This window comes from Chitinolyticbacter meiyuanensis (genome assembly GCF_008033135.1).
Taxonomy (GTDB): domain Bacteria; phylum Pseudomonadota; class Gammaproteobacteria; order Burkholderiales; family Chitinibacteraceae; genus Chitinolyticbacter; species Chitinolyticbacter meiyuanensis.
In genome coordinates, this window is the sequence record NZ_CP041335.1 from 2238524 (window position 1) to 2260279 (window position 21756).

Below are 21756 nucleotides of genomic sequence, written 5' to 3' on the forward strand. Positions count from 1 at the left end.
TTTTATTCTAAAAAGTAATAATAATTCTATCGTTAAGCCGTAGGCCCGCTATTGAGTACCTGTGTGTATGTTTTTGCCAAGGGCCATGCTGCAGGCATGAAAAAGCCCGTGCGCTGCACGGGCTTTCGGTTGGATCAGACCAAGACTCAGGCCAAGCCCTTGGGCAACGAGAACACCACGTTTTCCTCGATGCCATCCATGGGCGTGACGGTCTGCGCGCCGAGCGATCTGATGCGGTCGATCACGCGCTGCACCAGGATGTCCGGAGCCGACGCGCCGGCGGTGATGCCAACCTTGACGTGGCCATCGAACCACTCGGGCTTCAGCTCGGTTTCGTTGTCGACCATGAAGGACGCGATGCCGAGGTTGGCGCCGACTTCGCGCAGCCGGTTGGAGTTGGAGCTGTTGGGCGAGCCGACCACGATCAAGAGGTCGACGTCGCGCGCCAGCTGCTTCACCGCATCCTGGCGGTTCTGCGTGGCGTAGCAGATGTCGTCCTTCTTCGGGCCGACGATGTGCGGGAAACGGGCGCGCAGGGCGTCGATCACCACTTGGGCGTCGTCGACCGACAGCGTGGTCTGCGTCACGTAGGCGAGCTTTTCCACGTCGGCGACATCGAGCGTGTTCACGTCGTCGGCATCCTCGACCAGATACATGCCGGCCTGCGACTGGCCCATGGTGCCCTCGACTTCGGGATGCCCCTTGTGGCCGATCATGATGATCTCGAAGCCTTGTTCACGCAGCCGCTTCACTTCCAGGTGCACCTTGGTCACCAGCGGGCAGGTGGCGTCGTAGACCGCGAGGCCGCGCTCGGCTGCTTCGGCGCGCACTGCCTGCGACACCCCATGGGCGGAGAAGATCACCGTGTTGCCGGATGGCACGTCGGCCAGGTCCTCGATGAAGATCGCGCCCTTGGCTTTCAGATCCTCGATCACGAACTTGTTGTGGACCACTTCGTGGCGCACGTAGATGGGGGCACCGAACCGTTCCAGCGCCTTTTCGACGATGGCGATGGCGCGGTCCACGCCGGCGCAGAAGCCGCGCGGTTGCGCGAGGATGATGTGCATGTCCGGTTTCATTGCTTGGCTGCCTGTTTGCCGCTCTTGAAGCTGTCCCACACCATCAGTGCCGCACCGATGCAGATGGCCGAATCGGCGAGGTTGAAGGCGGGGTAGTACCAATCGCGATAGTAAACCTGGATGAAGTCGATCACGTGGCCGAACAGCAGGCGGTCGATCACGTTGCCGATGGCGCCGCCCATGATCAGGGACAGCGCGAGTGACAGCCGGGTTTCCATATGGTGCTTTTTCAGCATGTACACGATCCAGGCGGAGACGGCCAGCGCCAGCGCCGTGAAGAAGTGGCGCTGCCAGCCGCCGGCATCCGCCAGGAAGGAGAATGCCGCGCCGGGATTGTAGGCGAGCGTGAGATTGAAGAAGCCCGGGATCACCGCGTGTTGTTCGCCATAGACGAACAGTGCCTCGATCACATGCTTGCTCACCTGATCGAGCACGATGACCAGCAACGACGCGATGATCCAGCGCCAGAAGGCGAATACCCGCTTAGGCATGACGACGTGCCTCGCCCTGGCCGAACAGGTTGCCATGGCAGCGTGCGCACAGGCCCGGATGGTCGGCGTGGCTGCCCACATCGGCGCGGTAATGCCAGCAGCGTTCGCACTTGGCTGCCTGCGATGGCGTGACCACGGTGCTGGTCTCGCCGGCGGCCACGGTGGCCTGCGAGGTGATCAGCACGAACTTGAGCTCATCACCCAGCGCCTGCAGCGCGGCCAGCGCGTCGCCAGCGATGGTCAGTGCGATCTCGGCCTGCAGGCTGGAGCCCAGCTGGCCGTCGGCGCGCAGCACCTCGATATCCTTCTGTACCTGCGTGCGCACCTCGCGCACCAGCGCGAACTGCGTGGCAAGCGCCTCGGCATCAGCGATGGCCGGAGCCGGGTACCAGGTGCTCAGCTGCACGTTCTCGACGAGGCTGGCATCAAGGCCGCGCAGCACATCCCACACCTCATGCGCGGTGAACGACAGGATGGGCGCCAACAGGCGGGTCAGCGCCTGGGTGATGTGCCACAACGCGGTCTGTGCCGAGCGGCGACCGGCGCTGTCCGCGCCCATGGTGTAGAGGCGGTCCTTGATGATGTCGAGGTAGAAGGCGCCGAGCTCGTCCGCGCAGTAGGCGTGTAGCTCCTGCACTGCGAGATGGAACTCATACTTGTCGTACAGCGCCGTCACGCGGGCCTGGGTGCGGGCGAGCTCGACCAGCGCATAGCGATCCAGCGTCAGCAACTGGTCGACCGGCAGCGCCTGGCTGGGGCTGAAGTCAGACAGGTTGGCCAAGAGGAAGCGCAGCGTGTTGCGCACGCGGCGGTAGGCGTCGGTGGTGCGTTTGAGGATCTCGTCCGAGATCGACAGCTCGCCCGAGTAATCGGTGCTGGCTACCCACAGCCGCAGCATATCGGCGCCCATCTTGTTGATCACTTCCTGCGGCGCGATCACATTGCCCTTGGACTTGGACATCTTCATGCCCTTGCCGTCGACAACGAAGCCGTGGGTCAGCAGCTGCTTGTATGGCGCGCGACCTTCGGTGGCGCAGCCGGTGAGCAAGGACGACTGGAACCAGCCACGGTGCTGGTCGGAGCCTTCCAGGTAAAGATCGGCCGGCCAGACGAACTCGTCGCGCTGGCGCAGCACGGCGTAGTGGGTGGAGCCCGAGTCGAACCAGACGTCGAGCGTGTCCTTCAGCTTCTGGTAGTGCGCGGCCTCGTCACCCAGCAGCTCGGCGGCGTCGAGCTTGAACCAGGCTTCGATGCCTTCCTGCTCGATGCGCTGCGCCACTTGCTCCAGCAGCTCGCCCGAGCGCGGGTGCAATTCGCCCGTTTCCTTGTGCACGAAGAAGGCCATCGGCACGCCCCAGTTGCGCTGGCGCGAGATACACCAGTCCGGGCGGTTGCCGATCATGGCTTCCAGCCGGGCGCGGCCCCAGGCCGGGAAGAACTCGGTGTCGTCCACCGCTTGCTTGGCCACGTCGCGCAGCGTCTTGCCGCCCACCTCGTGCTCCATCGCGATGAACCACTGGGTGGTGGCACGGAAGATGATCGGGGTCTTGTGGCGCCAGCAGTGCGGGTAGCTGTGCTCCAGCTTCTTGTTGGCGAACAGCGCACCGCGCTCTTCCAGCGTGGCCAGCACCAACGGGTTGGCTTCCCACACCGTCTTGCCGGCGAACAGCGGCGTCGACGCGAGGAAGCGACCATCGTCGGCCACCGGGTTGTTGATGGCGAGCTTGTACTTGAGGCCGACCACATAGTCTTCCAGGCCGTGCGCCGGCGCGGTGTGGACCAGGCCGGTACCTGCATCGGTGGTGACATGGTCGCCCAGGATGATGGGCACGGTGCGCTCGACAAACGGGTGTTGCAGCAGCAGGCCTTCCAGCGCCGCGCCACGGGTCTGGGCGATCGCGTTGCCCGATTCGAGGCCATAGCGCTTGAGTGCCGCTTCGGCGAGCTCATGCGCCAGCACCAGCAGGCCCTTGTCGGTGGCGATCAGGTCGTACATCAGCTCTGGGTGCACGGTAACGGCCTGGTTGGCTGGCAGCGTCCACGGCGTGGTGGTCCAGATGATGGCGTAGGCCGGTGCGTCGCCCAGCTGCACGCCACCAAAGGCCTGGGCAAGGGCGGCGGGGTCGCGCAGGCGGAAGCCGACGTCGATGGCCGGCGAGACCTTGTCCTCGTATTCCACCTCGGCTTCGGCCAGCGACGAACCGCAATCGACGCACCAGTGCACCGGCTTCTGGCCCTTCACCATGTAGCCGTTGGCGTGCACCTTGCCGAGCGTGCGCACGATGTCGGCCTCGGTCTTGAAATCCATGGTGCGGTACGGGTGTTCCCAATCGCCCAGCACCCCCAGGCGGATGAAGTCCGCCTTCTGCCGCGCGATCTGCTTGGCGGCGTACTCACGGCACAGCTCACGGGTGAAGGCAGCCGGTAGCACCGTTTCCTTGGGGTCGAGCCCGTTGGCCTTACGGTAGTCGACGATGCGGGCGTGAATGTCAGGGTTGTTCTTGATCGCGTCCTTATCACCCTTCACCAACTTTTCGATCTGGTGCTCGATCGGCAGACCATGGCAATCCCAGCCCGGCACGTAGGGGGCGTCGAAGCCGGCCAGCGCCTTGGACTTGATGATGATGTCCTTGAGGATCTTGTTGACCGCATGGCCGATGTGGATGTCGCCGTTGGCATAGGGCGGGCCATCATGCAGCACGAACTTGGGCCGGCCGGTGGCCTGGGTACGCAATTTCCTGTAGAGCTGCTGTTCCTGCCACTGTTGCAGAAAGCCAGGCTCACGCTTGGCAAGGTCGCCCCGCATCGGGAACGGGGTGTCGAGCAGGTTGACGGGGTATTTGTTCTGTTCAGCCATGGTATTGGGATCGCACGAATTCGGGGTGAGGGCCGGCGTTGCCGGTCGACGGTATCGGGTGCCCCCGTCCGCTCACGGACGGGGGATACTAATTCGTTCGCCGTGCTCGCGGCGCTGGAACCAGGCGCGGGCATCGTCGCAGTCCCGCCCGATCTGCGCGATCAAGGCGGGCAGGCCGTCGAACTTGGCTTCGTCGCGCAGCTTGGCAAGAAAGCGCACGGTGAGGTGCTCGCGGTAGATCTGGCGGTTGAAATCAAACAGGTGTACTTCCAGCACCGGTGCCGCATCGGCACCCTTCACCGTGGGGCGCACGCCAAGGCTTGCCACGCCAGGAAACGGGCGCTCGAGCCCGTGCGCCTCGACGACGAAGATGCCCTGCATGGGCGGGCGGTTGTGCCGCAGCTGGATGTTGGCGGTGGGGAAGCCGAGCTCGCGCCCCAGCTTGTCGCCCCCAATCACCCGGCCGGAAATCGAATACGGGCGACCCAGCAGATCGGCCGCGTGGTCCATGTCGCCTGCGGCCAGCGCATCACGCACGGCGGTAGACGAGATGCGGGCGCCGTCGAGCGCGACGGTGGCAAGGTTGTGGGTTTCGAAGGCCGTGGCGGCCTGCAGCAGGGCGAAATCGCCAGCGCGCTTGGCGCCGAAGCGGAAATCGTCGCCGACCAGCAGGTAGCGTACGTTGAGCTGGCGCGCGAGTACGTCGTCGCGGAAGGCCAGTGCCTCGATGCCGGCAAAGCGGCGGTTGAACGGCTGGATGATCAGGTAGTCGATGCCCTCGCTGCGCAGCAGTTCGATCTTCTCGCGCAGGCTGGTCAGCCGCGTCGGCGCGTCGGCTGGCGCGAACAGCTCGCGCGGGTGCGGCTCGAACGTGATCAGCGCGGTGGCGAGTCCACGCACTGCGGCGGCGCCACGCAGCTCGGCCAGCATGGCGCGATGGCCAAGGTGCAGGCCGTCGAAGTTGCCAATGGTCAGGGCACAGGGGGGCAGGGCGGCATGGTGGACGCCGCGAAGGATGCGCATCAGCTTCGGTGGTGCCGAGTCGTTGCAGAATCCGCGATTTTAGCCGCTTGGGCGCAGCTTGTCAGGCGCCGCGGGCGGTTCAGGGGCCAGCCTCGACCAGCCCGCCTTCCCGCGCGATGCCGGAGACGATCTGGTTGTTGCCCACCCGCACCCGGACCACCTCGCCGACATTGGCGGTATTGAGCGCCACGCCCTCGTTGCTCACTTCCATCTCGCCGCTGCGAAACACCAGCCGGACCCGCTGGTTCTGCCGCACCGCAGTGGCCGGGCGCAACATCTCGCTGCGCAGCACGCCGCCTTGGGCAACGGCCGAATTGAGCACGCGCCCGATCGCCTGGCCGGCATTGACGATGACGCTGCCCGGCAGGGTGGCGAGATCGCCTTTCTGCGCGACCAGATCGTCCGCCAGTACCTCGCGGCCCGCGGATAGCGGCCGCGAAGCCACGTAGTAGGTGGAAACCAGCGAGATAGTGGCGGGATAGTTGACGGCCCAGCGCGCGCCTTCGACGCAGCGCACCCGGACCATGAGCTTGCCGGCGAGGCGCTGGCCCTGCGGCAATTGCAAATCGAAGCGCTGGCAGGCATCCAACCGCAGGCGGCTGTCGAGTTCACCCAGCTGGTAACTGGCGTCCGGCGTGGGCGCGAGCTGGGCATCTAGCCAGTCCGCCACGGCGTTCTGCAGCGCCCGCATGTCCTGCGGTGCAGCCTGGGCAACAGCCATCAGCCCCGCAAGGCCAATGGCGACGAGAAATCGGGCAAGAAGCATGGGCCGATGATACACGAGCGTCGACCATCCCCTACAATTGCCGCCAGCCACCCCGCCGAGATGTTCCGATGCTTGAATTGCTGTTTGGCCTCACCACCCTCATCGTCCTGCTCGCGGGCGTGATCGTCACCGTGCGCTTGCAGCAGTTGTCCCGCACCCAGCAGGAAGTGCTGGTCACGCTGGAGGAAAGCCTGGAGACGCGGCATCGCGAGATGCTGAACGACCTGCATGCCGGCTTGAGCCGCCAGACCGAGCTGATTCAGGGGGGGCTGGCCCAGCACGGCACGCTGTTGCAGGAGGTGGTGGCGCGCTCGGGTGAGCGCCTGCGTGATAGCGTCGGCGAAAGCTTCGAGCGCCTGCGTGGCGCGGTCGGTGGCGAGCTCAAGGACACCCGTGAGGCACAGACCCGGCTGCAGGCCTCGCTGACTGATGCGCTGGCCACACTGCGGTTGTCGCTGACCAGCAGCCTGTCGGAAGGGCGGGAGCAATCGCAGAAGCAGCTCGCCGATATCGCCAGCGAATTGCAGCAAAAGCAGGACAGCCTGCGCGAGGACGTGCTGCTCAAGCTCTCGACCATGCTGGCCGAGCAATCGAAGCGCGAGATGGAGCAGCTGCAGGCCGCGCTGGCGCAGACCACCGAGAAGCTCACGCTCACCGTGGGCGAGCTGACCAAGACGGCGGACGGGCGCCTCGCGGAAATTTCCGGCAAGGTGACGGAGCGGCTGGACGAGGGCTTCAAGAAGACCAACGAGACCTTTGCCAATGTGATGGCGCGGCTGGCGACCATCGACGAGGCACAGAAGAAGATCGACGGTTTGACCACCAACGTGGTCAGCCTGCAGGAGCTGCTGGGCGACAAGCGCTCGCGCGGCGCCTTTGGCGAGGTGCAGCTGGAGCATCTGGTGCGCAATGTGCTGCCGGCCCAGACCTACGAGCTGCAGGCCACGCTCTCGAACGGCACCCGGGCCGACTGCCTGCTGCGTCTGCCCGAGCCGACCGGCACCGTGGCGGTCGATGCCAAGTTTCCGCTGGAGAACTACCACCGCATGTACGAACCGGGCGTGGACCGCACCTTTATCGCCCGGCTGTTCAAAGCGGACATCAAGAAGCACATCGACGACATCGCCGGCAAGTACATCATCCCCGGTGAAACGGCGGACGGCGCTGTGATGTTCGTACCGGCCGAAGCAGTGTTCGCCGAGATCCACGCCTACCAGCCGGAACTGGTGCAGTACGCGATGGCCAAACGGGTGTGGATCGTCTCGCCCACTACGCTGATGGCTGTGCTCAATACCGCCCGCGCGGTGATCAAGGATGTGGAGACGCGCAAGCAGGTCCACATCATCAAGGATGCGCTGGGTCGCCTGAGCCAGGAATTCGGCCGCTTCGACGACCGGATGAAAAAGCTTGCCGCCCACATCCGCCAGGCCCATGACGACGTGCAAAGCGTCGCCATCACCAGCGAGAAGATCTCGCGCCGCTTTACCGAGATTGAGCAGGTGAAGCTGGAAGGCGAGAGCAACGAAGCGGGAACGTTGGTGCAGTAACAACTGCCGCCAGCATGGCGTGCTGGCAAAGCGCGCTGTGCGCATGCCCGCGCGCCGGGGCGTTTCCCGCTCGGCCATGGCCATGTCTAATTTTGCGTACACCCATCGCGCAACGGAACAAATCTTGATTGAGCAGCTCAATGTCATTGAGCTGACATCGGCTTTCCCATAGAATTGCGTGCATTGTTGTGCACGAATGGCAATTCGCGAAGCAGTTTGCAGCGAGCGCTATGCCAAATCTGCTGCATCAGGTTGGTTCATGTTCTGCCGGCACACATGCTTCATGTGCTGCAAGTGGCCTGCACACGACTTGGCGGCCCTTGGCGCCGTGCAATCCGATGGGATACTCCCTGTGGTCTCTCCCTAGAGATCGACTCTTGCGGGATGGCTTAGGCCATCCCGTTTTTTTATCGGGATCGCTTGGCTTCGAATTCGGCCCATGCATTGGGATGAAGCGAGGCCATCAGTACCTGCATCTGTTCCAGAATGCGCCGCAGCGTGACGATGATGCCAAAGCCGTTCAGCTCGTAATAGGCATAGCGCCCTTCCTGCATATGAATCACCACGCCGGATTCGCGCAGGAACTTGAGGTGGCGGGAGATCACCGACCGATCCTGCGGGCAGAATTCCTTGATCTGCAATACGTTCAGCCGGCCATGCTGCAGCAGGATGGACACGATGCGCTGGCGTGTAGGTTCAGACAAGGCTTTGAACAGCCCCGAATCGAGATCCTGGAGCAGCACTGCCATTGCCCCATTGGCCTCGTCGGTTCGACAGGCGAGGTCTGTCTTGCCGTCTGCGAGTGTGCTCATTGTTCAGTCTCTTTTTATCAGCAAACGCTTAATCATAATGGCAGAGCGCATGCCAGATAAATGGTGGTATTTCCCTGATGAGCTGCCTTTACTGATTTGAAACGCAGCGCTGACCAGCTGCTTGCAATTTTTGCCGACTGAAAAGCAGGTTGGTGTGAGGTGGGTTAGTCCTGGCTGCCAATTGCAAAAAAACGCACGCCATCGGGCGTGCGTCAGTAGTAGAGGAAGGTAAAGATCTCGCATGCAAACCACCCAGGTCAGGCTGGATGGTTTGAAGGTATTGTGCCGGTTTCCATGTCTATGTCAGATAAGGAAAAATCCCGATCATTTACCTGACTGGTGCTTACAAAACGTTCAATGCCTCGTAGCAGGCACCCATCGTGTGGTAATCGGTCTTGCCCGCTGGTGACTTCTCGTCAGTGACCTTGCTGTTGTCGGGCGCGAGGATGCGGTACCAGGCGCCATGCTGGTGATCGACGAAATGCTGCCAGCTGTATGCCCAGATCCGCTCATACCATTGCCAGTATTGATCTTCACCGCTGGCATGGGCGAGCAGGGCAGCAGCGGCGAAGGATTCGGCCTGGACCCAGAAATACTTGTCCTCATCGTACGGCGCGCCAGCAAGGTCGTAGCCGTAGATCAGTCCGCCATGGCGCGCGTCCCAGCCGTACTGCATTGCCACATCGAACAATTCGCGCGCGCGCGCCAGGTGCCACGGTGCCGGATCGTGCCGATCAAGGATTAGCAGCAGCTTGGCCCATTCGGTCTGGTGGCCGGTCTGGAAGCCCCAAGGGCGGAAGATATTGGTCTTGTCACCCTTGTTGTACTCGAGGTCAGGCTGCCAGTCGGTGCGGAAGTGCTCCCACACTTGGCCTGTGGTCAGCGCGGCCTGGCGCCGGGTGAAGTGGTCCGCCAGCTGCCGGGCGCGATCAAGGTAGCGTGCTTCGCCGGTGGCTTCGAAGGCGGCCAGCATGGCTTCGCAGCCATGCATGTTGTCGTTCTGGCCGCGGTAATCGGTCAGTGTCCAGTCCGGCAGGGCCTCGCTGGCGTACACGCCGTGTTCGGGCAGCCAGAAGCGCTGCTCCATCAAGTCATAGGTTTCGGCGATCCAGCCGCGCGCTTCTTCGATGCCGGCTTTCAGCCCGCAGGCGTAGGCCAGCATCACGAAGGCGAGGCCATAGCAGTGGTTGGTGGCATCGAGCACGTCATTGCCCTTGACCAGCCAGGCGTAGCCACCGGTGGCCGGATTGCGGTGTATGTCGCGCAGGAAGGCCAGGCCGTGGCGCACCCGTTGCTGATACTCGGGTGCGCCGAAGGCCTTGTAGGCCATCGCGTAGTTGAAGACGAAGCGGGTGGACGAAACGAGGTGGCGCGTCTCAGTGTCGTAGACGGTGCCGTCGTCCTTGTAGAAATGGTAGAAACCGCCGGCCGGATCGACGGCGCGCGGATCGTAGAACGCCATGGTGTGGCGGATGTGGTCGAGCAGGAAATCGCGGCTACGGAAGTTCGGGTTCATGGTCGGGCCTGTGTATTCAACTGACGGCAACAGGATGATCGTTCAGCGTGGCGACGAGCTCGCCGGCGCCATCGGTGGCAAACAGCAGCGCGCGCCCCGCGGGCAGGGTCAACCGATAGCGTCGTTCGCTGGCGTGGTCGGTGAAATCGAGTGCCTCATCCTCGCCCGCTTCGGACACCAGTACCCACAGCGCGCCCTCGGCCATGGTCTGCTTCTCGATGTAGATGCCGGACTGACGTCCGCTGTGCCACAGCAAGGGTGGGGTGATGCCGGAAACGTGCAATGCGTGGTCGTACAGCGCAGCCACCGGTTCGACGCGATCGTTCATCTCCGCCGGCAGCGGGCACCACAGCAGCGTGCCGCTGCCATGCGGTTTGCGCATGAAGCGGGCGGCGGGCTCGGCTTCGACGATCTCCTTGGCGAGCCGGGCCGTCTTGTCGCCGCCGAAGGACAGCCAGTAGCGGGTGCCTGCGATGTCGAGCCGTTCCTCGCGCGCAAGATTGGCGGTCAGCGTGGCGCCAAATGGTGCGCGCGCTGCCGTATGCCAGTATTCGTTCAGCGACAGCGGGCCAGTCACCAGCAGCGTGGCACCGCTGTGGAACACGTAGTCGGAGAGCTTGGCCCAGGCAATCTCGGCAAGCGCATGCGGGCTTGGCAGGATGATCAGCTGCGGCGCCAGCGTGGCCAGGTCGTCGAGCTGGTATTCGCCGATGCTGGCGAACGGCTGCTTGAGCTCGTAGGCCAACGCCCGCGTAGCGCGTTGCGTCGCTTCCACTGCGAAGCGACGGTTGCCGTAGTCGTTGCTGTAGGGGTAGACCACGGCCACGCTCGCCTGGCGTCGCTCGCGCAGCAGGCTGCCCACCTGGGCAAAGAACGCGCCGAAGGCCCAGGTCACCGCGGCCTCGGGCTTGTGCGTGCCATCGGCGCGCAAGGCACCGATGTGCGATTCGTTGAGGTTGTCCATGTGGTAGTTGATCTGCCAGATCCACTGGACCGCGCCGGCACCGCCGCCAGCGAAGGCGTAGGCGTATTTGCGTTCCAGCAGGTGTGCCAGTTCCACTTCGCTGCGTTTGCTGCGGCCGGTGGGGGCCTCCACATGCATGATGCCGGTTTCCTGTACCAGCATCGGCTTGCCCGGCACCTTGGCGAACAACGTGTCCCACAGCAGCGCGTCGTTCAGCCACCAGCTGTGGTTGTTGGTGTAGTCGATCGCGCTGGCAAAGAAGGCGTTGGCCGGGCGTTGCAGGCCCAATGCTTCGTCCTGGCCCACGGTGACGAGGGCGCCGGGTGCCAAGTGGCGGATGAAATCGGCCATCTCGCGTGCCCAGCCGGCGAAGGCGGCCTGGCTGAACAAGGTGTAGTCGAGCCAGATGCCGTGGCCCTTCACCGCGATCTCGGTGGTGTTGAAACCGACTTCGGTCGGCTCCGGCGGGTGCACCGCCGACCAATCGGGCAGCACCGCGTTGCTGACGTCCCACAGCGGTGCCAGCAGGGCGATGTCGCCATGGCGCTCCTGCAGCCAGGCGCGGAAAGCGGCGGCTTCATGGGCGTCGCCATGGCTGCGCGGCCCCTCGAACACTCGCTTGGGATCGAACATCGAGGGCTCGTTGATCAAATCCCAGTGCACGTGCGTGCTGCTGGCGTGGCGCCGCACGATGGCGGCGATCAACCGCTTCTGCGCCGCGCGCGCGCGCGGGTCGAGATAGGGGTTGCCGCCTTCCCAGCATTCCGGCGTGAAGGCGAAGAAGGTGAAGGTCACTTCCAGGCCATGGCGGGCCGCGGTGAGCAGGAAGGCATCGATGGCGCGCAGCAACGGCTCGCTCGGCTCGCCGTCGATGAACATGGCCTGGCGCCAGCCGGTCCAGATGCCGGTGCGGATCAGGTTGACGCCACCGGCGGCAAACGCGGCGAAATCGGCATCCCAGTCGGCCACGTTGGGCAACTGCAGGAATTTGCGATGCACCGTCGGCGCCATATAGGTCATGCCGACGATGGGCTGCGGTGCGCCAGTACGCTCGAAATAATCCGGGCCGACGCCAAGGCGTTCGCCCCGGGCCAGCAGTGGGCGATCCATGCCCCAGAAGCCCTGGCGCAGTTGCCGGACCTCGTCGCCGCAGCGCAGCGTTGCGGTCACGACATAGAGGCCAGGCTCGATCACCAGATCGAGCGGCAGGGCGATGCGCTGCGGGTAGCGGTCGACCGTTACGGTCTGCTGCAGTTGCGCAAGTGGCGCGCCATCGCGCGACACCATCAGCTCAAGCTGCCATGGTTCGGCCGGGCGGGCCGCGCCCAGCTGCTCTGCCGTAAGGATCAACGACGGCTTGTCGCCCGGTTGCCAGCAGGCGAGATCGGGTTGCAGTCGCAGCTCGGTGACACCGGCCGCCGCGCGCGCAGCACAATCCTGCAGCAGTCGCATGCCGCCCCGTTCCCAGAAGCTGGCATCGGCGCGCTGGTTGATGAAAATCCAGCGTCCGCCGGCATGGCGGCCTCGCAGTGTTTCCAGCAACACCACCGGTGCTGCGACTGGCCGGCCGGCCGCATCCTCGGCAATCACCAATGGCTGGATCACGGCATCGATCGGTCCGGCAGAGCCCGACTCGGCCGGATGATCGCTGCTGGTGGTCGGGCGCAGCACGAAGCCCCGGGTCGGCGCACGGCTCAGGCAGGCCAGCGTATCGTTCAGCCACGGTAGCGCGGGCGAGGCAATGAGCTGCTGCCAGTCGTTGCTGGGCACAGGCAGCGCCTCGTGGATATGCAGCTCGCGCAAATAGGCCAGTTGTTCGGGCTGACCGGGCTCGGCAGGCCATGGGTGCATCAGTGGCGCATCGCCCAGCACCACCAGGCCGCCGCCGCGCTCGAGGAAGGCGAGGATCGCTTGCCACGCAACGCGCGGCACATGGTTGCCACTGACCAGGATCAGCGTGGCGGGCAGGGCGCTTGCAGACAATTGCGCAGCGAGGCTGTCGCCATCGCACACCGCAGCGATGCGCTGCAGTTCGACAAGGGCAGTGGCCGGCAAGGCCGGGCCGGGCAGGCGGGGGTCGTACCAGGCGATCAACCGCATGGGAGGCTCCTTTGGGCAGATTGCCGTGCGTATGGACGGCGCCCATCCGCCCCGATAATGTAAGGGAGCGCTGATGGGCCGTCTGTAAGTGCTACTCGGGCTTGCATTGCCGCGATACACGCGCTACAGCTTGGCTTAACATTGCCTGCGTTAATGATGTCCGACCCGGCGGGGCTGGCTTGTCATGCATCGCGGGCGGCTTTTAGTATGGACAAGAAATAACGGCTAGGCCGTTGACCTAATGATCAGGGGAAAACGATGAAAAGAACGATGCTGATCTTGTCGTTGTGCTGTCTTGCAGCCACGGCCAGTGCCGAAATCTACAAGTGGAAGGATGCAGATGGCCGCATCCATTATTCCGATACACCACCGCCGGACCAGAAGAAGGCCAAGGTGATCAACACCAAGGAGCTGCCGGTCAGCTCGTTGCCGGCCGATCGCAAGACCGCGGCACCGGCTGCTGCCGGTGAGAAGCCTGCCGAGGCGGCCAAGCCGGCTGAAGCCGCCAAGGCCGATCCGGCCGCCGCGCAGAAGGATCCGGCCGCTTGCGAGGCCGCGGTGAAGCGCAATGCTTTCCTCAAGAACAACAAGATCTACAAGGCAATCAACGAGAAGGGCGAGGTCGAGTTCATGGAGGCCGAGCGCCGCAAGCAGGAACTCGCCAAGAATGAGGAAGATTTGAAGAAGTTCTGCCCCTGAGCGGCTTCGATATCAGCGCAATGCACGCCCGCTTCTGCGGGCGTGTTGCTTTTCTAGCTTCAGCGCGGCTTCACCCGCAGCACCCGACCGTCGTCCTCGTCGGTCAGCAGATAGACCCAGCCATCCGGCCCCTGGCGTACGTCGCGCACCCGTTGCTTGAGATCGGGCAGCAGCCGCTCCTCCGCAAGCACCCGGTTCCCCTGCAGTGACAAGCGCACCAGCAGCTGTTCCTTGAGTGCGCCGACCAGCAGGCTGCCCTGCCAGCCTGGATAGCGGTTGCCGGTATAGAAGGTCATTCCTGAGGGGGCGATCGACGGATCCCAGTAGTACAGCGGTTGCTCCATGCCGGCCTTGGCGGTGCCGTCGCCAATGGAGAGGCCGGAATAATCGCGACCATAGGTGATCACCGGCCAGCCATAGTTGCGCCCTGCTTGCGGCAGGTTGATCTCATCACCGCCGCGTGCCCCATGCTCGATGGTCCACAACGCGCCGCTACCGGGATGGACGGCTGCAGATTGCGGATTGCGATGGCCGTAGCTCCAGATCTGAGGCAGCGCACCTTTGCGGTTGACGAAGGGGTTGTCTGCCGGGATGCGCCCATCTGCCTCGATGCGTAGCACCTTGCCGAAGCTGGCATCAAGTTCCTGGGCGCGATCGCGCTGGTAGCGCTCGCCCATGGTGACGAACAACCTGCCGTCGCGCGCAAACGCCAGTCGGCTGCCAAAGTGGGCGCCGCCCACCGTCTTTGGTTGCTGCCGCAGGATCACCGTCAGCGCTTCCAGTCGTGTCGTGCCGCCGGCTTCCACCAGCTTCGCCCTGGCCACTGCGGTGCCGGCGAGGTTGTTGTCGCCCGGCTCGGCATAGCTCAGGTAGACGAGGCGATTTCGGGCGAAGGCGTGATCGAGCGCTACATCGAGCAGGCCGCCCTGGCCGCTGGCGTAGACCTGCGGCACGCCGGCAATCGGCGCGGACAACTTGCCATCCGCGCCGACCAGCCGCAGCCGCCCCGGGCGTTCGGTCACCAGCATCCGGCCATCAGGCAGGAAGGCGAGGCTCCACGGATGCTCCAGTCCGCTGACTACCGTCTCGGTGGTGTAGCCCCGGTTCACCGTCGGCGGCAGACCGGCATAGGCCCAAGTCGTGGTGGCGAGCAGCAGCACTGCGAACAGACGCAACATCATGTTCCTCCAAGGAAGTGGATTATTGCGGCGCCATTCTCCGGGACCAGCGCGCTAGCCAAGCAGGCCGCGCAGCACGTAGGGCAGGATGCCGCCATGCCGGTAGTACTCGACCTCGATCGGCGTATCGATGCGCGAACGTACCGTCACATCCTGCGTGCTGCCGTCGGCACGGTGGATACGCAGCGTCAGGTCCTGTTGCGGCCGCAAGCCCGTTTCGACGCCGACGATATCGAAGGTTTCCTCACCGTTCAGCTTGAGGCTTTCGTGGCTGTCCTTGCCGAGGAACTGCAATGGCAGCACGCCCATGCCGACCAGATTGGAGCGATGGATCCGCTCAAAGCTTCTGGCGATCACCGCCTTCACGCCGAGCAGCATGGTGCCCTTGGCCGCCCAGTCGCGGCTGGAGCCGGTGCCGTACTCCTCGCCGGCGAATACGATGGTGGACACCCCACGCGCCTGCCAGGCCTGGGCTGCCTCGAACACGGTGGTCTGCACGCCATCGAGCAGCGTGTAGCCGCCCTCGATCCGGCTGCCATCCGCTTTGGGCGGCAGCATCAGGTTCTTCACCCGCACATTGGCGAAGGTGCCGCGGATCATGATGTCGTGGTTGCCGCGGCGGCTGCCGTAGCTGTTGAAGTCCTGCCGGCCCACGCCATGGGCGATCAGGTACTGCCCTGCGGGTGTCTTTTCGCCGAAGGCCCCGGCCGGGCTGATATGGTCGGTGGTGACCGAGTCGCCGAGGATCAGCAACGCGCGGGCTGCCTGGATCTGCGGAATGGTGCCTAGCTCGTGGCTGAATGCCTCGAAGAACGGCGGCTGGGCGATATAGGTGGAATCGGGCCAGGAATACACGTCGCCGGTGGGAGCGGGAATGGCGTTCCACAGATCGAGATCGCGGGTGAAATCCCGATAGCGTTCGCGGAAAGTGGCTGGATCGAGCGCAAACGGCAGCAGCGCGGCGATCTCATCGGTGCTCGGCCAGATGTCGCGCAGATAGACCGGCGTGCCGTCCTTGCCATTGCCGAGCGGCTCGGTGGTGAGGTCGATATTGGCGCGACCGGCGATGGCGAAGGCGACCACCAGCGGTGGGCTCGCCAGGAAGTTGGCGCGGATGTTCGGGTGGATGCGCGCCTCGAAGTTGCGGTTGCCAGACAGCACCGCTGCGGCGATCACGTCGTGCTGGACGATGGCCTCATTCAGCTCGGGCGTCAGATCGCCGGCGTTGCCAATACAGGTGGTGCAGCCGTAGCCAGCCAGTGCAAAGCCGAGCTGGGCCAATGGTTGCAATAGGCCGGTCTTTTCCAGGTAATCGGTGACCACGCGAGAGCCTGGCGCGAGGCTGGTCTTGATATGCGGCCGCACCGCAAGGCCACGCGCGACCGCTTTCTTGGCCAGGAGGCCCGCCGCCAGCAGCACGCCGGGGTTGGAGGTGTTGGTGCAACTGGTGATGGCGGCAATCAGCACATCGCCGTGGCCCAGATCCACCCCTGCATCGTGGCCAGTGTCGATCTGGTCCGGCGTCGGGCGGTTGTCCACCATTTCGCGCTCGTGGCGGGGGGCGCCGGCTGGTGCGCTCTGCTTCACCTCCTGGCGTGGCTGTTCTGCCGTGTAGCCCACCGTCACGCGCTCGGTCAGCGTGGCTGCATCCTTGCCGAAGCCATTCTTGGCCGGCGCGGCACAGAACAGCGTCTCGAAGTTCTTTCTCATGTCCGACAGCACGATGCGATCCTGTGGCCGCTTCGGGCCGGCAAGGCTGGGCACGATGCTGTCGAGATCGAGCTTGAGGGTGCGGCTGTAGTCGATCTCGCCGGCAAGCGGCACGCCGAACAGCTGCTGCGCCTTGAAGTAGGCTTCGAACAGCGCGATTTCCTCATCGGTGCGCCCGGTGCCGCGCAGATAGGCGAGGGTTTTTTCATCCACCGGGAAGAAACCCATGGTGGCGCCATATTCCGGGGCCATGTTGGCGATGGTGGCGCGATCGGTGACGGTGAGGCTGGCGGTGCCGGTCCCGAAGAATTCGACGAACTGGCCGACCACCTTTTCGTGGCGCAGCAGCTCGGTCACGGTCAGCACCAGGTCGGTGGCGGTCACGCCTTCGCGCAGCTTGCCGGTGAGCTCGACGCCGACCACGTCGGGCGTGAGGAAATACACCGGCTGGCCCAGCATGGCCGCCTCGGCCTCGATGCCGCCCACGCCCCAGCCGACCACGCCCACGCCGTTGATCATCGTGGTGTGGCTGTCGGTACCAACCAAGGTATCCGGATAGACCACGCCGTCCTTCACCTGCACGCCGCGGAACAGGTATTCCAGGTTCACCTGGTGGACGATGCCGATGCCCGGCGGCACCACCTTGAAGGTGTCGAACGCCTGCATGCCCCATTTCATGAACTGGTAGCGCTCGTGGTTGCGCTGGAACTCCAGCTCCATATTGCGGCGTAGCGCATCCGGCGTGCCGAATACGTCCACCTGCACCGAGTGATCGACGACGAGGTCTACCGGCACCAGTGGCTCGATCAGCGTGGGATCGCGCCCCAGTGCCGCGGCGGCGCTGCGCATGGCGGCCAGATCCGCCAGCAGTGGCACGCCCGTGAAATCCTGCAGCACCACCCGCGCCACGGTGAACGGGATCTCATCGACACGCGTTGCCTTGGGTGACCAGTTGGCAAGCTGGCGCACGTGTTCCTCGGTCACCCGGATGCCATCGCAATGCCGCAACACGGCTTCGAGTACCAGCCGGATCGACACCGGCAGGCGCGATACCGGGCCGACGCCCGCCTCCTCCAGCGCCGGCAGGCTGTAGTAGTCCAGCGAGGAGCCGCTGGGAGAGGGAAGCTGGCGGCGCAGCGTGTGCGGTGTGATCGGCATGGTGCACTCCTTGTTAGGGTGTCGGAGGTGCGACCCGGGAAGACATCCAGGGTTCGCGTGAGGCGAGGGCGACGGCGATATACGCAGTTTGCATACCGTGTTGACTGCCGTTCAGCCGCTGGAACGAAAGCCAGACTCGCATTGGATACCGGTCAGTTTTTATAAAGCATAGATCGGCATAGCCGAGTGCAATTCTTACTGATTACAAGGCGGGGGTATCAGTGCACCCTGCCATATTCGACCCGCTGCGGGTATGACGGAGATTCGCTGGATGCTCAACGGCATCGATATCCTGATCGTGGAAGACAGCAGCAGCCAGGCCATGCTGCTCAAGGGCTTGCTGGAAACCCATGGCTGCGAGGTCCGTGTGGCCAGCAACGGCCGGGAGGCGCTGGAGCATGTTGCGGAGCGGGCGCCCACGCTGATCGTCAGCGACGTGGTCATGCCGGAGATGGACGGCTACGAGCTCTGTCGCATCCTGAAACAGAACCCGGCCACCCACGACATCCCCATCATCCTTGTCACCAATCTTTCCGATGCGCGCGACGTGGTTCGCGGCTTGGCGTGTGGTGCCGACAACTTCATCCTCAAGCCCTACGACGACAAGTACCTGATCTCGCGTATCCGGTACTTCCTCGCCAACCTGGAGGTGCGTCAGCACGGCCGCTTTAATCTCGGCGTGGAGGTGGTGCTGGGTGGCGAACGGCACTTCATCACCGCGGCACGCCAGCAGATTCTCGATCTGCTGATCTCGACCTATGAGCAGGGCATCCAGCTCAACACCCAGCTGCGCAGCAAGCATGTGGAGCTCACGCAGTCGCATCGCCTGCTCGATACCTTGTTCCATTTCTCGGCCGGCCTCACCGATCAGCAAAGCGAAGCGGAAGTGATCGACAAGGCGCTAACCAGCCTGCTCGGCTTCCCCGGCTGTTCCGGCGCATGGCTGCTGCTGGATGCCGGCGATGGCTATCGCTGTGCCGGTGCGCGCGGCATCGTGCGTACCGAGCAGTTCGGCGATACCCGTGCCTGCCCATGCGTGCATGGCAGCAGCCAGGACGGCTTGGCGAACGCGTTCAACGTGGCCGAATGCGCGGCGCTTGGCGGCGAGGGCTTGCACGCGTGCATTCCATTGCGGCTGGGCAACGAGCTGCTGGGCCTGCTCAACGTGGTGCGTGATGACGGCGCAGTCTGGCCCGACAACGAGCTCGCCACGCTGACATCGATCGGTCAACAGTTCGCGATCAATCTCGCCCGGGCGCGCTTCTTCCGCCAGCTGGAGGTGCTGGTCGAGGAGCGTACCGCCGCGCTGCGCGTGGAGGTGGCCGAGCGCCAGCGTGCCGAATCGGCCTTGCGGCAGAGCGAAGCACTACTCGTCAGCGTGCTCGATGCCTTGCCGCTGGGCGTGTGGGTGACCACCGGCAAGGGCGAGGTGCTGCTGCACAATCCGGAAGCGCTGAAGATCTGGCCCGACCGCACGCCATTTCCACTGTCCGTGAAGCATCCGCCGGCGACAGCGGCCGAGCCGACCGTGCAACGCGCCTTGCGCCATACGCTGAAGTCCGGCGAACCGACCATCAATGCGGTGGCGGTGCAGGATGGCGATCGTGGCGAGCCGCGCACCTTGCTCTATTCGGTGGTGCCGATGGCCCAGGGCGGCCGGCATATCCATGGCGGCATCGTGGTGGCGCAGGACATCACCGCCCAGCGGGTGATTGATCAGGCGCTGCGCGTGCGCGACCGGGCGATCGAGGCCAGCGTCAACGCCATTGTGATCGCCGACTATCGGCTGCCTGAGCAGCCCATCATCTACGTCAATCAGGCCTTCGAGCGTATCACCGGCTATCCGCGCGACATGGCGATCGGCCGCAACTGCCGCTTCCTGCAGGGGCAGGACTTCGATCAACCGGAACTCGCCATCATCCGCCGAGCGCTGGAAACCGGGACCGAGGGCAAGGCGGTGCTGCGCAATTACCGCAAGGACGGCTCGATGTTCTGGAACGAGCTGCACGTGGCGCCGTCGCTCGATTCCCAGGGGCGCATCACCCACTTCGTCGGCGTGCTCAACGACATCACCGAGGCCAAGCGTTACCAGGAAGAGCTGGAGCACCAAGCCAACTTCGACACGCTGACCGGCCTGCCCAATCGCAACCTGCTGTTTGATCGCATCCATCAGGCCTCGGTGCTTGCCAATCGCAAGCAGGAACGCTTTGCGCTGGCCTTCCTCGATCTCGACAACTTCAAGTACGTGAATGACAGCCTGGGCCACTCGGTGGGCGACATGCTGCTGATCGAAGTCGCGGCCAAGCTCAAGAGCTGCATCCGCGAGTTCGACACATTGGCGCGGCTGGGCGGCGACGAATTCGTGTTGTTGCTGCCGGAGGCGCGCACCATCGACGAGGTGGAAGGCGTACTGCAGCGCATCAGCGACTGCATCGTCGGCCTGATTGAGTTGCCTGGCCAGATCGAGGTCTATGCCAGCACCAGCATCGGCTATTGCTTCTATCCGGACGATGGCGCGCTGGCCGAGGAACTGCTGCGCAATGCCGATACCGCGATGTATCGCGCCAAGGAGCGCGGCAAGAGCCAGGTCAGCCGCTTCGAGCTGCCGATGAACGACGTGGTGCAGCGCCGGGTGAGCCTCGAGCGCGAGCTGCGGCATGCGCTGGCAGCGGGCGACTTGGAGATGCACTACCAGCCGCAGCTGGAACTGCAGAGCGCCATGCTGTGTGGGTTCGAGGCGCTGGTGCGCTGGCGGCTCGATGGCAAACCGGTGTCGCCGCTGGAGTTCATCCGGCTTGCCGAGGAAACCGGGCTGATCCGTGAACTGGACCAGTACGTGATCGAGCGGGTGTTCCGTCAGGTGGCGCAGTGGCTGGCCGCCGGTTACGAGCCCGGCGAGGTGGCGATCAATATCTCGACTTTCAGCTTGCAGGACTATGGCATCGTTGCCCATATCGGCGAGCGGCTGGCGCACTACGGCATCCCGCCGGGCCGCATCAAGCTCGAAGTGACCGAAGGGCTGCTGATGAAGAACGTCGAACTGGCGCGCACCATCATGCAGGAACTCAAGGCACGTGGCGTGAAGTGGTCGATCGACGATTTCGGTACCGGTTATTCAGCATTGGGTTACCTGCGGCGCTATCCGTTCGACCAGTTGAAGATCGACAAGATGTTCGTCGACGATGTCCACCTCAATCCGGACAACGCGTCGATGACGCGGGCCATCATCGCCATGGCGCGCTCGCTTGGCATTACCGTCATTGCCGAAGGGGTGGAAACGGTGGAGCAGCTTGCTTTCCTGTCGCAGGCCGGCTGTGAGGAGATCCAAGGCTATTACTACTCGCCGCCGCTGCCGCCGGCGAGCTGTGAGCAACTGCTGTCCAAGGACGGCATGTTGCTGCCGCGGGTGGTGATCCAGCCGAACCCGCATACCTTGCTGGTGCTCGACAAGGATCTGCGCGTGCACAGCTACCTATGGCGCGCGCTGGCGAACGAGGGTTATCACATTCTCAACGTCGACACGGTCGAGGCGGCGCTCAACGTGCTGGCCATCAACCAGGTCGGCGTGTTGATCGCCGATCCGGCGCTCTATGCCGTCGAAAGCCCGGATTTCCTGATCCGTGTCCGCCAACTGCACCCGGAAGTGGTACGCATCGCCATGAGCAGCTACGTCGATATCGATACGGTATTGCAGGCGGTGAACGAGGGGGCGGTATTCCGCTACATCATCAAGCCGTGGGCACCTGAGCAGCTGAAGACGCAACTGCGCGAAGCATTCCACCAATACCAGGTCAATCACCTGCTGCGACAGCAGGGCAGCTTGTAAACGGGCCTCGCTGCGATGCGCAGTGAGGCG

13 protein-coding genes are annotated in these 21756 nt (G+C 64.1%); 3 read left to right on the forward strand and 10 right to left on the reverse strand.

Translation table 11 applies throughout. The features are described 5' to 3' along the window. Window positions 1–146: 146 nt before the first annotated feature. From ispH to flgA, 5 genes are all read right to left on the reverse strand, one after another. Complete coding sequence (gene ispH / locus FLM21_RS10765) at window positions 147–1067, reverse strand: 4-hydroxy-3-methylbut-2-enyl diphosphate reductase (protein ID WP_148715569.1); 921 nt, start codon at window positions 1065–1067, stop codon at window positions 147–149. A gap of 8 nt (window positions 1068–1075) precedes the next feature. Further along, entirely contained in the window at window positions 1076–1570 is a 495-nt protein-coding gene (gene lspA, locus FLM21_RS10770; RefSeq protein WP_148715570.1) for a signal peptidase II, read from the reverse strand. Next, a complete protein-coding gene (ileS, locus tag FLM21_RS10775; protein WP_148715571.1) occupies window positions 1563–4427 on the reverse strand; it encodes an isoleucine--tRNA ligase in 2865 nt (954 codons plus the stop codon). Before ileS ends, lspA begins: the two co-directional genes overlap by 8 nt. A 72-nt stretch (window positions 4428–4499) precedes the next feature. Beyond that, window positions 4500–5450, reverse strand: a complete 951-nt coding sequence (locus FLM21_RS10780; protein ID WP_148715572.1) for a bifunctional riboflavin kinase/FAD synthetase — start codon at window positions 5448–5450, stop codon at window positions 4500–4502. A gap of 79 nt (window positions 5451–5529) precedes the next feature. Further along, window positions 5530–6216 (reverse strand): flagellar basal body P-ring formation chaperone FlgA, encoded by a 687-nt coding sequence (gene flgA / locus FLM21_RS10785; RefSeq protein WP_148715573.1) that lies wholly within the window; start codon window positions 6214–6216, stop codon window positions 5530–5532. A 68-nt stretch (window positions 6217–6284) separates the two neighbouring features. On the opposite strand from flgA, the gene FLM21_RS10790 reads away from it, so the two are divergent. Then, window positions 6285–7763, forward strand: coding sequence for a DNA recombination protein RmuC (locus tag FLM21_RS10790; RefSeq protein WP_187359861.1), 1479 nt, complete (start codon window positions 6285–6287; stop codon window positions 7761–7763). Between the two features lie 407 nt (window positions 7764–8170). Here FLM21_RS10790 and FLM21_RS10795 read toward each other — a convergent pair whose 3' ends face one another. The 3 genes from FLM21_RS10795 to FLM21_RS10805 form a co-directional block, all read right to left on the reverse strand. Continuing rightward, complete coding sequence (locus FLM21_RS10795; RefSeq protein ID WP_148715574.1) at window positions 8171–8575, reverse strand: ArsR/SmtB family transcription factor; 405 nt, start codon at window positions 8573–8575, stop codon at window positions 8171–8173. Window positions 8576–8918: 343 nt separating this feature from the next. Beyond that, window positions 8919–10091 (reverse strand): AGE family epimerase/isomerase, encoded by a 1173-nt coding sequence (locus FLM21_RS10800; RefSeq protein WP_148715575.1) that lies wholly within the window; start codon window positions 10089–10091, stop codon window positions 8919–8921. A 16-nt stretch (window positions 10092–10107) separates the two neighbouring features. Beyond that, on the reverse strand, window positions 10108–13155 hold the full coding sequence (locus FLM21_RS10805; RefSeq protein ID WP_148715576.1) for a beta-galactosidase: 3048 nt from the start codon (window positions 13153–13155) through the stop codon (window positions 10108–10110). A 258-nt stretch (window positions 13156–13413) separates the two neighbouring features. On the opposite strand from FLM21_RS10805, the gene FLM21_RS10810 reads away from it, so the two are divergent. Further along, window positions 13414–13854 carry a DUF4124 domain-containing protein gene (locus FLM21_RS10810; RefSeq protein WP_148715577.1) on the forward strand — a complete coding sequence of 147 codons (441 nt, stop codon included), beginning with the start codon at window positions 13414–13416 and terminating at the stop codon, window positions 13852–13854. A 59-nt stretch (window positions 13855–13913) separates the two neighbouring features. Here FLM21_RS10810 and FLM21_RS10815 read toward each other — a convergent pair whose 3' ends face one another. Next, a complete protein-coding gene (locus FLM21_RS10815) occupies window positions 13914–15035 on the reverse strand; it encodes a PQQ-dependent sugar dehydrogenase (RefSeq protein ID WP_148715578.1) in 1122 nt (373 codons plus the stop codon). Between the two features lie 51 nt (window positions 15036–15086). Then, window positions 15087–17900 (reverse strand): aconitate hydratase AcnA, encoded by a 2814-nt coding sequence (acnA, locus tag FLM21_RS10820; protein ID WP_148715579.1) that lies wholly within the window; start codon window positions 17898–17900, stop codon window positions 15087–15089. Window positions 17901–18153: 253 nt separating this feature from the next. On the opposite strand from acnA, the gene FLM21_RS10825 reads away from it, so the two are divergent. Then, window positions 18154–21726 carry an EAL domain-containing protein gene (locus FLM21_RS10825; protein WP_187359862.1) on the forward strand — a complete coding sequence of 1191 codons (3573 nt, stop codon included), beginning with the start codon at window positions 18154–18156 and terminating at the stop codon, window positions 21724–21726. Window positions 21727–21756 lie beyond the last annotated feature (30 nt).